13 protein-coding genes and 1 pseudogene are annotated in these 13,754 nt (G+C 51.4%); 7 read left to right on the plus strand and 7 right to left on the minus strand.

What is annotated here, in order from left to right; genetic code table 11:
- Positions 1 to 46: 46 nt before the first annotated feature.
- Positions 47 to 1,240 (plus strand): DUF1501 domain-containing protein, encoded by a 1,194-nt coding sequence (locus ACO0K3_RS10780; RefSeq protein WP_422984452.1) that lies wholly within the window; start codon positions 47 to 49, stop codon positions 1,238 to 1,240.
- On the opposite strand, the gene ACO0K3_RS10785 is transcribed toward ACO0K3_RS10780, so the two are convergent.
- Positions 1,217 to 3,388: a PAS domain S-box protein gene (locus ACO0K3_RS10785; protein ID WP_422984454.1), complete on the minus strand. Its 2,172-nt coding sequence runs from the start codon at positions 3,386 to 3,388 to the stop codon at positions 1,217 to 1,219. The genes ACO0K3_RS10780 and ACO0K3_RS10785 overlap by 24 nt on opposite strands.
- A gap of 212 nt (positions 3,389 to 3,600) precedes the next feature.
- Here ACO0K3_RS10785 and ACO0K3_RS10790 point away from each other — a divergent pair, with 212 nt between their 5' ends.
- The 3 genes from ACO0K3_RS10790 (at position 3,601) to ACO0K3_RS10800 (ending at position 6,236) form a co-directional block, all read left to right on the plus strand.
- Entirely contained in the window at positions 3,601 to 5,073 is a 1,473-nt protein-coding gene (locus tag ACO0K3_RS10790; RefSeq protein ID WP_422984456.1) for a M20 family peptidase, read from the plus strand.
- A gap of 85 nt (positions 5,074 to 5,158) precedes the next feature.
- A complete protein-coding gene (locus tag ACO0K3_RS10795; RefSeq protein ID WP_422959048.1) occupies positions 5,159 to 5,410 on the plus strand; it encodes a DUF1161 domain-containing protein in 252 nt (83 codons plus the stop codon).
- Positions 5,411 to 5,465: 55 nt separating this feature from the next.
- Entirely contained in the window at positions 5,466 to 6,236 is a 771-nt protein-coding gene (locus ACO0K3_RS10800; RefSeq protein ID WP_422984458.1) for a hypothetical protein, read from the plus strand.
- A gap of 96 nt (positions 6,237 to 6,332) precedes the next feature.
- Here the strand turns inward: ACO0K3_RS10800 and ACO0K3_RS10805 are convergent, their stop codons facing one another.
- The 3 genes and pseudogenes from ACO0K3_RS10805 to ACO0K3_RS10815 form a co-directional block, all read right to left on the minus strand.
- Positions 6,333 to 6,800, minus strand: coding sequence for a nuclear transport factor 2 family protein (locus tag ACO0K3_RS10805; RefSeq protein WP_422984831.1), 468 nt, complete (start codon positions 6,798 to 6,800; stop codon positions 6,333 to 6,335).
- Between the two features lie 144 nt (positions 6,801 to 6,944).
- Positions 6,945 to 7,340: pseudogene (locus ACO0K3_RS10810) on the minus strand (GNAT family N-acetyltransferase); the annotation flags it as partial.
- 192 nt (positions 7,341 to 7,532) lie between these two features.
- Positions 7,533 to 7,874, minus strand: coding sequence for a hypothetical protein (locus ACO0K3_RS10815; protein ID WP_422984460.1), 342 nt, complete (start codon positions 7,872 to 7,874; stop codon positions 7,533 to 7,535).
- Positions 7,875 to 8,406: 532 nt separating this feature from the next.
- Here ACO0K3_RS10815 and ACO0K3_RS10820 point away from each other — a divergent pair.
- Positions 8,407 to 9,390: a DMT family transporter gene (locus ACO0K3_RS10820; protein ID WP_422984833.1), complete on the plus strand. Its 984-nt coding sequence runs from the start codon at positions 8,407 to 8,409 to the stop codon at positions 9,388 to 9,390.
- Between the two features lie 6 nt (positions 9,391 to 9,396).
- Here the strand turns inward: ACO0K3_RS10820 and ACO0K3_RS10825 are convergent, their stop codons facing one another.
- The 3 genes from ACO0K3_RS10825 to ACO0K3_RS10835 are packed head-to-tail and all read right to left on the minus strand — an operon-like array spanning position 9,397 to position 11,532.
- Entirely contained in the window at positions 9,397 to 10,215 is an 819-nt protein-coding gene (locus ACO0K3_RS10825; RefSeq protein ID WP_422984835.1) for a LytR/AlgR family response regulator transcription factor, read from the minus strand.
- A gap of 52 nt (positions 10,216 to 10,267) precedes the next feature.
- Complete coding sequence (locus ACO0K3_RS10830) at positions 10,268 to 11,155, minus strand: sensor histidine kinase (protein ID WP_422984462.1); 888 nt, start codon at positions 11,153 to 11,155, stop codon at positions 10,268 to 10,270.
- On the minus strand, positions 11,152 to 11,532 hold the full coding sequence (locus ACO0K3_RS10835) for a hypothetical protein (protein ID WP_422984464.1): 381 nt from the start codon (positions 11,530 to 11,532) through the stop codon (positions 11,152 to 11,154). The genes ACO0K3_RS10830 and ACO0K3_RS10835 overlap by 4 nt, the downstream gene beginning before the upstream one ends.
- A 168-nt stretch (positions 11,533 to 11,700) precedes the next feature.
- Between ACO0K3_RS10835 and ACO0K3_RS10840 the strand changes: the two genes are divergently transcribed.
- Together ACO0K3_RS10840 and ACO0K3_RS10845 are read left to right on the plus strand one after the other, a co-directional pair.
- Positions 11,701 to 12,402, plus strand: a complete 702-nt coding sequence (locus tag ACO0K3_RS10840; protein ID WP_422984466.1) for a hypothetical protein — start codon at positions 11,701 to 11,703, stop codon at positions 12,400 to 12,402.
- 11 nt (positions 12,403 to 12,413) lie between these two features.
- Positions 12,414 to 13,676, plus strand: coding sequence for an MFS transporter (locus tag ACO0K3_RS10845; RefSeq protein WP_422984468.1), 1,263 nt, complete (start codon positions 12,414 to 12,416; stop codon positions 13,674 to 13,676).
- Positions 13,677 to 13,754: the final 78 nt, after the last annotated feature.

Below are 13,754 nucleotides of genomic sequence, written 5' to 3' on the forward strand. Positions count from 1 at the left end.
CATACCGATTCTCTTCGATACAGACCGACTAAAAGAAAGACCCATCATGAACCGCCGTGACCTACTTAAAACTTTGACTGCCCTCACCGGCGCCAGCATCAGCGGTATCAGCAGCAGCGTATTCGCCGCACCAGCAACCCAGAATCGATTGTTGCTCGTGTTCTTGCGTGGCGGCTACGATGCCAGTAATTTACTGATACCGACCTCCAGCAATTTTTATTACGAATCCCGCCCGAATATCGCGATCGCCCGCCCCAGTGCCGATGCCAACAGCGCGCTGGAACTCAATGCCGACTGGGGTCTGCATCCGGCTTTGCGTGATAGCATTTACCCGCTGTATAAAAAGGGCGAAGCTGCCTTCATCCCTTTCGCTGGTACCGACGATGTCTCACGTAGTCACTTTGAAACGCAGGACAGTATCGAACTTGGGCAAGCTTTAAATACCACACGGAATTTTCATTCGGGCTTTTTAAACCGCCTGGCCGAAATCTTGAACAACAATTCTGCGATGTCCTTCACCGACCAGTTGCCACTCATGATGCAAGGGAACGCACAGATCGCCAATACCAGCCTGCGCTCTTTAGGAAAAGGTAATGTAGATAGTCGCCAGAGCAAAATCATCTCCCAGATGTATAGCAAAACCGGGCTGGGACAGCAAGTCAGCGAAGGCTTTGCGGTACGCGAAGAAGTCGTGCGTGAGATGCAGGATGAAATGAATGTGGCTAACCGCAATGCGATTTCGACTAAAGGCTTTGAACAGGAAGCCCGTCGCATCGCCAAACTCATGCGGGATAAATATGCACTTGGCTTTGTTGATGTCGGCGGCTGGGACACTCATGTTAATCAAGGCGGTGCCAGCGGTGCCCTGGCGACCAAATTCGATGAACTGGGTCGCGGCCTGGTCGCTTATCAGCAGGAAATGGGCGCTGCCTGGCGTAACACGACTGTGGTTGTGATCAGTGAATTTGGCCGTACTTTCCGCGAAAATGGCAAGCGCGGCACCGATCATGGACATGGCAGCGTGTACTGGGTGTTAGGCGGTGGTATTAAAGGGGGGCAGGTTGCAGGTGAACAGGTCAGGCTCGATGCGTCCAAGCTGTTTCAAAATCGTGACTACCCTGTTCTCAACGAATATCGTGCGGTGCTCGGCGGGCTGTTCGCTGGTATTTACGGCTTGAATGCGAAACAGCTCGATCAGGTGTTTAGCGGCGTAACATCACGCGACCTCGGGCTGATCTGATCCGCCTTGTGCGATAGGCAGCTCGATATAAAAACAGGTACCGTCCCCCACACCACCAGGTTGATAACCAATCTCTCCCAGCATCTGCTGCATGATAGATTTTGAAATTGCCAAGCCCAGACCCGTGCCGCCTTTGGCACGGCTATCGGAAGAATCCGCCTGCGAAAATTTCTGAAAAATCTGTTGCTCAAAATCGCTAGGGATGCCGCTACCGTGATCAATCACTTCGACCCGCACCCGCTCCGTTGATAGGACCCTTGCGACTACCTGGACATTTTCTCCTTGCGGTGAGTACTTGCAGGCATTCGATAAAAGATTGGCCATCACTTGCTGGAATCGCCCCGGATCAACTCTGACAGGCACCAGTACCGGTGCGCCAGACAAACGGATACCGACGTTCAGATTCGCGGCAAAAGCCTGATTAGCCTGAACAGCCGTCTTCAGCAAATCATCCAGCGGCCAGATTTCGTAATTAAAATCCATTTTGCCAGCTTCGATTTTCTGACTGTCCAGCAAATCATTAATCAGGCGTGTCAGGCTCTCGCTATTTTTATGTGCAATCGCAATCAGCTCCTGCGCCTTAGCCGGAAAATCACCTGCGATACCGCCCAGCACCAGCCCCAGCGCACCGCGAATTGCAGTCAAGGGTGTTCTTAACTCATGACTGACGGTAGAAATAAACTCACTCTTCATACGCTCCATGCGGCGTCTCTCGCTGATGTCGCGCACGATCACCAGATACCGCTGCTCCCCTGAAAAAGTATATTCACTAATCGACAACTCGGCGGGAAATAAGCTACCGTCCTTACGCATCCGCTCGTCTTCCATATGCACGCTACCCTGCTGGATGAATTCAGCATGACTGCTGGCCAATCCCAACAAATCCCGACCATTTGGCGGAGAAAAATGACGACCATTTTTGCCTATTACTTCTTCTTCGTCATAGCCATAGATACGCCGCCATGCCGGATTAGTCGCCTCGATCCGCCCCTCCTGATCGATCATAACAATGCCATCTGCAGCACTTTGAAACACCGCCTGAAAGCGATCCGCAGCTTCTTTCAATTCTCGCTGTTGTTTGGTCAGATCCTGTAATAACTGCGCCTGTTTACGGTTAATCACTTCGGCTTGCAGTTTCAACTCACGGGTGACCTGGAGATCCGTTTCCCGACGTTTTAGCAAACTCAATAACAAGATAAAAGCCACCGTGACAGCAACCACGCTACCGGTAGCAACTGCAACGATGACGCGGCTGATCTTGCGCCAGTCGGCCAGGTAAATTGCTTCCTCTATCGTGAAATTGATGATGAGCGGATATTTATCCAATACCTGAATAGCCGCCATCCGTGTCGGTGAGGCATCGTTATCTGCCATGCGCCTGGCATCAGTAATAATGACCCCGGACTTTTTCTTCTGATCGTGTACTAGGGTATAAGTGCTGCCGCTCAAGTTCTGTTTGCCCATCAGATCGTCGCGTTCCGGCCAGCGTGCCAGGAACGTGAAGTCATCGCGAAGCAAGCTGATAGTGGCCCGTCCGTTCATGCTGATCTTTTCATAAAAACGGGAATAAAAAGATGGCGACACACCAATGCCGACGATGCCGATAAATTCGCCGTCACTGCCCGTCAGGCGGCGACTGATGAAAAACGTCCATTTACCCGTCGACTTACTGATCAGCGAGCTGCTGACATAGGTTTTATTACTCGGATCATCACGTTGAGCACGGAAATAATCGCGCTCCTCCAGATTCATCGCCGGACTAGGGAAACTGCGGGAATTGACAATCACCGTCCCCTTAGCATCCAGCACAAAAATGACATCAATCTGTGAAGACAGGCTCTTTTTTTCCGCCAGCATCTGGTGAAAATCAGCGTTCTTGGACAAACCGCGCAAGTAGTCCTCGTCAATCGTCCAGCGATCCTGAATCCGTTCAACCACGTTATCCAGAGCGAGATAAGCCGTGCCCATTTGTTGCGATGTATTTTCGGCCAGCATCAGGCTAAAAGCGTCGCTTTGCTCTTCCCATTTCTCGATTTCTTGCTGATGCAAGGCCCATACTGATACGGCAGCAGACACAATAATCGTCAGCACCAGAAAGACACCGAGTGCGGTAGCCAAACGAGCTGTCTGTTGTCCCTTACTTTTCATGCATTCTCGTCCGGTTCTGTTTCCAGGGCTGGTGTCATTGTACTTCCAGACTAACCTGCCTGAATTGTCAGGTCGAGGTAGTGCTGTCATGCAGTTTGCTGGCAGTAATGATGGTAAGCACACCATAACCGCACGATTGATTTAGAAATCCAATAAGTAAAGTCTATGCTTATACTATCGTACACCTGCCAACAATAATGAGACCAGACTTCATGATAAAACGCTTCTTTCTTTTTATGCTTGTCGCATTGATCTGCCTGATAGCGGCAGTCCTCATTAAAACCGTCAGCACCGGTTCACGTCAACTACCCGTTCAACCAGCCGCTCCTTTGGCGATCGACGAGAGTGCTGCAGCACAACGGCTGGCGACTGCCTTGCGCTATCAAACCATCTCACGCCAAGGAAAAGCAGGCTTACCGGAACAAAGCGCGGACGAATTTAAAAAACTGCATCAACATATTGATCAGGCCTACCCGCTGATTCATGCCAGGCTAACACGCGAAACTGTCGGCGCAGCAAGCCTGCTCTACGCGTGGCAAGGCAGTGACCCAAAAGCCTTGCCCATCATGCTCATGGCACATCAGGATGTGGTTCCCGTCGCACCAAATACCGAACAAAACTGGCAACAAGCGCCTTTTGACGGCGTCATCAAAGACGGTTTTATCTGGGGGCGGGGTTCATGGGATGACAAAGGTAATTTGTTTGCCATACTCGAAGCAGTAGAAAAACTCCTCGCCAGCGGCTTTCAACCGCGTCAGACCATCTACCTCGCCTTCGGCCACGATGAAGAAGTTAACGGTCTGCAAGGCGCCAAAGTAATGGCCAACCTCTTGCAAAGCCGCGCTGTCAAACTCGACTACATTCTCGACGAAGGAATGTTGATCACCGAAGGCATCCTCAAAGGACTCGACCAATCCGCAGCCCTGATCGGCGTCGCAGAGAAAGGCTACGCCACCTTCAATCTCAGCGCCACAGCGACGCCGGGGCACTCCTCCATGCCAACCGAAAAAACCGCCATCGGCATGATGAGTGTCGCACTCGCACGACTGGAAGACCAGCAATTTCCGGCGCAGATACGTGGTGTCGCACTCGATATGTTCGACACCATCGCACCAGAAATGCACGGTCTCAACCGTGTTCTCTTATCGAATCTCTGGCTGTTCCGTCCGCTGGTGCAGCAACAACTCGCGAAGAGTGCGAGCACCAACGCCATGCTGCGTACCACCACCGCCCTCACCGTCATCCATGGAGGCGACAAGGACAATGTCTTACCGGGTCAGGTCGACGCCTCGGTCAACTTCCGCACCCTACCGGGAGACACCCAGACTACGGTAGCGCAACACATTCATACGATTATCGCCAATGACGCGATTAAAGTCAGCGCCATGCCCAGCAATTCGGAACCCTCGCCTGTATCACCGATTGATTCTGCCGCCTACCAGCATCTGCACAGAACCGTGCGCGAGGTATTTCCCAATACGATAGTGGCACCGGGCCTGATGCTGGGCGCCACTGACTCACGTCATTTTTCAGCTCTGAGCCAGCATATTTTTAAATTCTCGCCAGTCAGGGCAACATCGGAGGACCTGCCGCGCTTCCACGGTACCAATGAACGGATTTCAGTCAAGAACTATGTAGAAATGATACGTTTTTACCATCAACTATTACTGAATTCGAGCAAGTGATTGCCGAGTAGGGATTTATATGCGATGTTTGCATAGCAAGAAAAAACTGTTCACGAATACCCATCAAAACCGAGGAGCATGTTCAATGAAACCATTTATTCTGGCAAGCAGCTTGATTTTGATCTCCACCAGCAGCATGGCAGCCATCACGCCTTGTGTGGATATAAAAGAAAAAGTCGAGAAAAAACTCGAAGGCAAAGGCGTCAAGAACTACAGCCTGCAAGTCGTCAGCAAAGACGTAGAAACAAAAAACCGCGTCGTCGGTGTTTGTGATGGCGGCAAAAAGAAAATTATCTACACTAAAACAAAATCTGCAAAAGCCGATAAAGAAGAGTGAGATCAGAATTTTTTGACTTGATTAATGCTACCAAGATAAATACTTCTCAACGATTTTGACTTTATTGGCAGCCACCTTCGAGAGTGCATTCAAGACTCTCACAAAGCTATCTGTACCACTCTATATAGATAGTGATGGCATACCTGCGCTTATAGGCACGGGTTTCTTTGTACAATTGAAAACCTCATTGCTGCTTATGTCTGCAGCGCATGTCTTTGAACAAACAAATCCTGCTGAGATTTATTACTACAGTGAGTCAAATGTTAAAAGATTCCTGACTGGTTCTTTGGCAACGAACCGTCACTTCGGTTCGCGAGAGACTGATCGAATTGACTTGGCAGCAGTGCAACTTAGTGGCACTAACCTCCCCCCATATCTTGACGTAGAAAAGTACGCGATTCCACTATCTTGGCTAAAGCCAAAAAAAGCTGTTTCTCTTACCGCCAGATATGGACTAGTCGGGTTCCCAGCTTCGCGATCTCGTACACGCAATTATCCTGCAGAGATTCGAGTATCGCCCTACGGGTTCATTGGCATGTCTGTGCCAGCATCGACATACGCGGAAAATGGGGTCAATCAAGACTCCCATATCTGCCTTCATTTCGATCGCAAGCGAAGCTTTGGGTTAGACGGGGCAGGTCGCTCGTTTCCAAAACCACACGGGATCAGCGGCTCACCAATCTTTCTTCTCTTTGACCAAAATGAAGCAAACCCAGTGTCCCATTTCTTATTGGTTGGCGTCGCGACAACCTGGATCAGGGAGCGGAATCTGTTAATCGGTACTGGGAAAGCTGCCATTGAAGAATTAGTTAGTATTGCCATTTAAGGCCAATTATTTCGGTCAGTCCTGACTCACTTGAAGCTCAATTTAATCATTAAAATAGCAATGTCGACTTTCGGTTTTCGACAAACCCGAAACAAACTATTTCTTACTACGAAATATCGCCAACCCCTTCGCCGCCTGCGCCTGAATCGCATTTCTGACAACCGGCGTCCACCCCAGCAGCAGACCTTTTAATCCCAGTGCCTGGCGTGACCATGTCCAGAGATCAAAATGATCGTGGTGGTTGACGATCTTGCCGTCGCGAAAAGCGAAATTTGCCTGGATGTCGTTGACCACGGTGCGGCCGGTTTGTGAAAAAGTGTAGGTCGCGACCCAATGCGCCTGACCGCGCTGATCATCAGCGCTGATACCGTCGAAGACGATAGAAAAATTCTGTGCCTTCGAAGTCAGCATGCGCCACATGTCACCTGCTTCGCTACCTTGCAGACTCGGAAAAACCGGATCAGAGAATTCAACATCAGCGGCATAACAAGCCGCCATCGTTTCAGCATCCAGACGTTGAAATGCGGAATAAAATTGTTCTAACAACTTGGCATTCGGGTGCATACATAATCCTTTTTGAACGGTAACAGCAGTGCTCGCTGCTGTTGATGGTGCGGTCAGAAGTTTGACCCAATACGAAGCGAGTCCGGTGTAAGTCTCCAGACAAGCCTGCTGCTCTTGGTCCAGTTCTATCTGTTCGGTGTAGCCTTGCCGTTGCCAGAACTGACGGGTGCTTTGTACTGATACCAGGCAAGAATACCGCAAACCCATGGCATTCTGCAAAGCAGTTTGTACCAAGCCAGCTCCTGCGCCTTGTCCTGCCGCGCGCGGGTCGACCGCGAGATCATGCAGATATAGGCAATCGGGAGAAGCAGCAATGGCAAAATCAGCGCCTAAACATGTGATCTTGCCTCGTACCGAGAGATAGGCAAACAGGTAGGCGCAAACACCTTGCTCATCCTCAGCGACCCAACTGGTATCGGGCGTCGAATGCCAGCGTGACTGGAGTAAAGCAAGTGGTTCGACCATCGCGGGGAGGTAGCATAGCTTTTGTATGGCATAGACTGCGGTGAGATCCGCAGCCTGCATGAGTCGATAGTTCATTACATAGCGGGGACATATACTCCCCTTCTTTTTAAGAAAATAGGGCCTAATCCACTCTAATTACCTAGTGATTTTAAAAATACCCTATAGGAGTATGTTAAACATCAGGTGGTAACGATGCATCCTGCGCAGATTTGCGGATTGCATGAATGAGGCTGTTTGTACCATGCCGCTCAGCCAGCCCGCGGACTACTAGTGAGAAGATTTAGAGGATTTTGAACTTGCGCTGGCGGAAGCAGATGCGGAGGCACTGGCAGAGGCACTCGCGCTTTCATCTGCTTTGGCCGGAGCTTCCAGTTCTTTTTCTGGCTTGACGGTCTCGATCTTGTTTTCACGCATGTAGTCGTTCATTTCTTTCCAGCCAGCGTAGACTGCAGCGCGTGATGCATCAGGATTGAGGGCATAACAGTCCTCAATCGCCCGGCCAGAATGACGGCAGGCACTGCCGGTCGCACGGGCATCGGCTTCTTTAGTGGCGGCTTCTTTGGCGGGGTCGGGCAGACCAAGACGATCACAAGCCGAGAGCAAAGTCATTGCGCAGATGCATAAGCACAGGGAGTAACGGAGTGACATCGCGAGACCGATCAAATATGGTGATATGTCATGGTAACAAATCCTGCAGAGCATTTCATCTTTCTGGTGCGAATTGTGTCATCGCTGGTAAAAAGCAGGAAACCCCTGGCAGATAGTGCAGGCGCTTACACCGCTGAAGTATGCATCATCCAAAAATGCCAGCGATAAATCCATTTGCGGCGGTAAAGCGGTGTGATGAAAAATCTGGGATGATGTCGGACAGACGATTGATACGGCAAGCCTGGTTGACACATGCTCATGTGCTCATGTGCTCATACATGCAGAGCTCAAGGGATCAGAGAATTATCTGTAAAGTGACTCATTCCAGCAGCACCAAGAAAATCAGAATCCGCTGACCATTGACGTCGGTCAGCCAATGAAAGCCGCTAGACTCCTGCCTTCGCAGGATCGACTACGTAAAAACTCCATTACCAACGACGACCATGACCATGTTATTTCACACTATGCCGCTCTTTTTATTCAATGGCATCCCATGCTGAGCGGCGTACTTGCCGCACTCGGCGCAGGCTTGTTATGGGGACTGGTATTCATCACGCCGCTGATTTTGCCGGATTATCCGGGTGTTATTTTGTCGTTTGGCCGCTATGCAGCGTTTGGCCTGATCGCCTTGGTTCCTGCGTGGTTTGACCGTCAGCGTATTTTGCAATTACGTCGTCAGGACTGGCTAGCTGCGCTGAAACTCGCGCTGGTCGGTAATATCATTTATTACTCCGCGCTTGCCACGGCAATTCAGCTTGCGGATGCGCCGCTGCCGACCATGCTCATCGGCATGCTGCCCGTAGTAATCGCGATCTGTTCCAACTGGTCACCGCACCATCCCGGCGACAGTATCGCGTGGAAAAAACTGGCCTTGCCTTTGCTGATTATTCTGGCGGGATTACTCTTTGTAAATGCGGCTGAAATGGCGCATTTCACCGAAGTGAGTCTCAACAGCCAGCGCAGTCTTGCTGACTATGTCAAAGGTGGTCTGATTGCGCTGATTGCGGTCGCGGCCTGGACCTGGTACCCGATCATGAATGGTCGCTATATGAAGGTGCATTCGCATATCAGCTCCAGCACCTGGGCAACGGCGCAAGGTCTGGCAACGCTGCCGCTGGCACTGATCGGCTATCTTGGATATGGCGCCTTTGCTTGGCTACAGCGAGATTCTGGCGCTGCCGTTAGCGGAGCAGTTTTTGCATTTCCTTTGGGAAGCACGCCGTTGAAGTTTGTTCTTGTCATGGCAGCCTTAGGTTTGCTGGCATCCTGGCTGGGAACGCTGTTATGGAACCTCGCCAGTCAAAAACTCCCTACCAGTCTCGCCGGACAATTGATCGTGTTTGAAACACTGTCCGCCTTGTTGTACGCGTTTATCCTGCGTGGTAGTTTGCCAGCACCGCAAATCCTGATTGGTGTGGTCTTGCTGTGCGCGGGTGTGACGCTAGCAGTGCGGGCGTTTCAGCCGGCACCGCATTGACGACACTTACATCTGCTGAAATAAGTGTGAGTGATTACGGCTGACTTCGAGTTTTTCAGGATGATTTTTGAGCTGCACTAATTGTCGTCCGCGAAAATCACGGACGACTTCGGTGATCGCATCCACCCGCACCAAGGTAGAGCGGTGGATGCGCCAGAATTCATCGGGATCAAGTTCATCTTCAAGTTCTTTCAGCGTTTTACGGATCAGCACTTCGGTGGTATCGGTTTGCACGCGGGTATATTTTTCATCCGATTGAAAAAATAAAATCTCGCGGGTGCTGATCATGCGCAAACTACTGCCGACGCTGGCCTGTATCCAGCGTAGATAGTCGCGCTTGGGCTGTTGATGCTGTCTGAGCTGATTCAGCAACTGCATGATCTGTTCGCTCGGCGATGCTGCCTGCGGCTTGTTAGCAGCGCTACCGCTGCTGCCCGTATTCATACTGGTGCTCGGCTGAGGCGATACCGCAGATGAGACTGCAATTCTCTGACGTATCCGTTCGCAGGTTGTGCGCAGGCGTTCGATATCTACTGGCTTTAACAAATAATCGACCGCACCTTGTTCAAAAGCCTGTACCGCGTATTCGTCATAGGCCGTCACAAAGACAACATGCGCCTGACCGAGCAGTTGGCGCGCCGCTTCGATACCGCTTTGACCTGGCATACGGATATCGAGAAAAATAATCTGCGGATGATGGAGTGCAGTGAGCTCGACTGCAGCGACGCCGTTTCCCGCCTCGGCAACGATCTGCAATTCTGGCCAGACCTCGTGCAAACGGGCGCGCAACTGCTCGCGCATCGGCGGTTCGTCATCAACAATCATGGCGGTAGTCAAAGGGTTTATCCTCCTATTTTAAAATACGCTGCGATTGAATCTAGCCCGGTGAATACGGTACAGAAATACTGACTTGCGCACCACCATCCAGCGGTGCCTCAATCAGGAGTTGTGCTTCTTGTCCGTACAGCACCTTCAATCGTTCACGGATATTACTTAAGCCTATACCGTCATCGGCATGTACGTCAAAACCAACGCCGTTATCCTTGACGGTCACCTGCAAATGCCTACCGGCCAGACCTGCACGGATATCGATATGGCCACCTTCAGTCTTTGGCTCCAGTCCGTGCTTGATCGAATTCTCAACCAGAGTCTGTAGCATCATCGACGGAAACGCCGCATCCGCCAAATACACGGGGACATCAAAATTCACCGTCAAGCGGTCACGCATACGTGCTTGCATGATGTTCAAATATGCACGAGAGAGCGCGACTTGCTGCCCTAGCCTGCCGGTATTTTTTTCCCGCATCTGCGGCATGGCAGAACGCAGATATTGAATCAGATGCGTATGAATTTGTGATGCCTGCAAAGGATCGGTCTCAATCAGTTGTCCGATCAGAGCCAGAGTATTAAATAAAAAATGGGGTTCGATCTGCGCCTGCAACGCGGCCATTTGCGCTTCCATCAGACGTCGTTCCAGAGCTTCGACATTGGCCTTACTGGTAGCTTCTGCAGCCTTTAAATCTGCACTGCGCTTCCCGCCTGCGAGCACTTTGATGGCGACCGAGATCACCACAAAAAACAAACCCAGCTCAGGCAATTTCAACACAGGTGCAGCGATGATGAAGGCGGTCAGTACGACTACGCCCAGCGTCTTCCACGACATCACGGCGACCCAGTCGAAGAAGCGCCACCACAAGACAGTCGCCGTCTCAAAAATATCCAGGACGACCGTCAGGATGTGGTTATCTCCGTTGCGGGAACTCATTGAACGCCTTCATCCTTGCCTGCGGTGCCGGACTCAGCGGGCCGCGAGAACTCTAAACGGGGTCCGCGTTGACGCGCCTTGCGGGTCGCCAGTACGCTGCATAACAGCAGCACTTTGATGATTAAAAACACCATGAACAGGGTTAAGGCCAGAGGTAAGATCGTCAGCAATAAGGCGACACCGATTGCCAGCGATAACAACTGAGGCATAGGCAGCCGATTTGCCCAGCGCAAACCACGACGTGCCAGAGCGACGAATTCAGACAGCAAGTCACGCAACAAGGCGGTGATGGCCTGTAGCGTAGTGTGCTCCTTGTTTTGTTCCTTATTTTGCTGGCTGCTTTGCTCGTTAGCTTGATGATCTTGTTGCTGATTCATGATTCAATTCCTTCGCTTAGTGACATTGTTGAGATGGCATTCAACTGCCAATGAGCACACTGTATTTCAAACAAAAACCTCTATCCATCGCCATGCGACCAATGGCAGAGTAGGGGGATTGAGCTGTGATTGCAACAGATAAGCGGTAAAGCATTTGAGGCTGTATCCATGCGCAACTACATCCGCGGTATGCGAAAAATCCGCTGGCAGATGCCGATATGCCTCGTGTGGCATACAATACGTTTCTCTTCTCCAGCAAACCGCCTGATAACAGGTGATGAGTTTATCGTCTCTATGTCCTTCTCATTATTCTCACTGCCATCCTTGTCCGCGTCACTCTCCACACCACGTTGCACTGCTCGCCATTACTCCGCCAGCTTCGCCGCACTATGTTGCGCAGTGCTGCTGTGCGCCTGCTCTCCCAAGTTCGATTGGCGTGAAGTGCGCGGTGGCGATGCGCCTTACAGCATACTATTGCCTGCCAAGCCATCGACGTATTCACGTGCCATGCAATTGGAAGGTGTAACGCTGACCATGCAGATGACTGGCGCAGATGCGGATGGTGTCAGCTTTGCGATAGGCAGTGCAAAAATTGACGACGCGACTAAAATCCCCGCCGTGCTGGCTGCAATGAAGAGCGGTATGCTCAGCAATATTCACGGTACCATCACCAGCGAAAAAACCAGCACAACACTGCAAGGAAGCGATATCGAGGCACGCGGCAATCTGCAAAATGGTCAGCCCGTCATACTTGCTGCGAAGTTCGTCACACGCGGCCCCTGGGTTTATCAGGTGATTGTGATGGGACGTGAAAAAGCGGTGACACGTGATGCCATCGACACCTATATGACCTCGTTCAAAATTAATTAGGCCGCCCGCATTTGAAAACCTTCCCCCTGCAAGGCCGCGCTGCGATCCGTGTTTTTCTGTGTTTTGCATCCGGCTATCTGCTGTCGTACGCCTTGCGTGCGGTCAATGCGGTTATCGCACCGTCCCTGATCGCAGAACTTCATCTCGGCAATGCGGATCTGGGTTTGTTGTCTTCCGCTTACTTCGTGAGTTTTGGCTGCATGCAACTGCCGCTTGGTATCTGGCTCGATCAATATGGCGCCCGTCGTACCGAATCCACGCTGCTCTTATTCGCGGCACTCGGCGCAGCGATTTTTGCCATGAGCCATAGCTTGCTCGGTCTATGGATAGGTCGCGCCTTGATTGGCGTAGGTGTCTCGGCGTGTCTGATGGCCTCATTTAAAGCCTATCGCCAGTGGTTCGCGCCACAACAACAGAGCCAGCTCGCCAGCTGGATGCTGGTTGCGGGTACCTCCGGTGCACTGATCGCTACGGTACCAGTGAATGCGGCGCTGCCTGCCATCGGCTGGCGTGGCGTGTTCTGGATTACCAGCGGCTTGTTATTACTGGTCGCGACCGCCTTGTTTTTTTTGCTGAAAGACGCAGAGCAGTCGTTCAGCACACCGGTGAATTCAACTAGCGCAGGCAAAACGCCTGCCGCTGGCGGTTACCGTGAAATCTTTAGCGATCCTTATTTTCGCCGTATGGGCATGCTGGGTTTTGTCGTACAAGGTATTTTCGTTGCGTTTCAGACCTTATGGGCTGGTCCGTGGATGATCACGGTGCTGGGCATGGATAAAAATGCATCGGCGCAGGCCTTGTTTATGCTGAACCTGGTGTTGTTGCTTGGCTATCTGGCATTGGGCTGGTGGGCACCGCGCAAGATTGCAGCGCCCGGCAGAGCTGGCTGGCCAGTACCGACGGTCGTGAGTATCGGCCTGGCCGGGTCGATTCTGACGCAAAGTCTGATCTTGCTGATCCAGGCAGACTGGGCATGGATGCTGTGGCTATTGATGGCATTGTTCTACACCGTATTAACGCTGGTGCAGACACATGTCTGTCTGACGTTTCCGGTAAGTTTGTCGGGACGCGTCAGCACTGCCTATAACTTATTGATGTTTGTCGGTGCTTTTTCGACGCAATGGGGTGTTGGCATCGCCATTGATTTGTTTCAAAGCGCGGGCTGGCCGGTCGTCAGTGCCATGCGTGCCAGCTTTGGTGTTTGCGTGCTAATTCAGGCGGTGATCTGGCTGCTGTTTGTGACCAGCAAGGCTAAAGCCAGGGATTTTCACTAAAAACCATAAAGAAATTTGCTTCAAAATAAATAACACGATCTGGAAAGTGTTCTGTCCGTTTTTTACAATTTGCTGCAT

Source organism: Undibacterium sp. Rencai35W (assembly GCF_049340185.1).
In the GTDB taxonomy this organism is placed as follows: Bacteria; Pseudomonadota; Gammaproteobacteria; order Burkholderiales; family Burkholderiaceae_D; genus Undibacterium.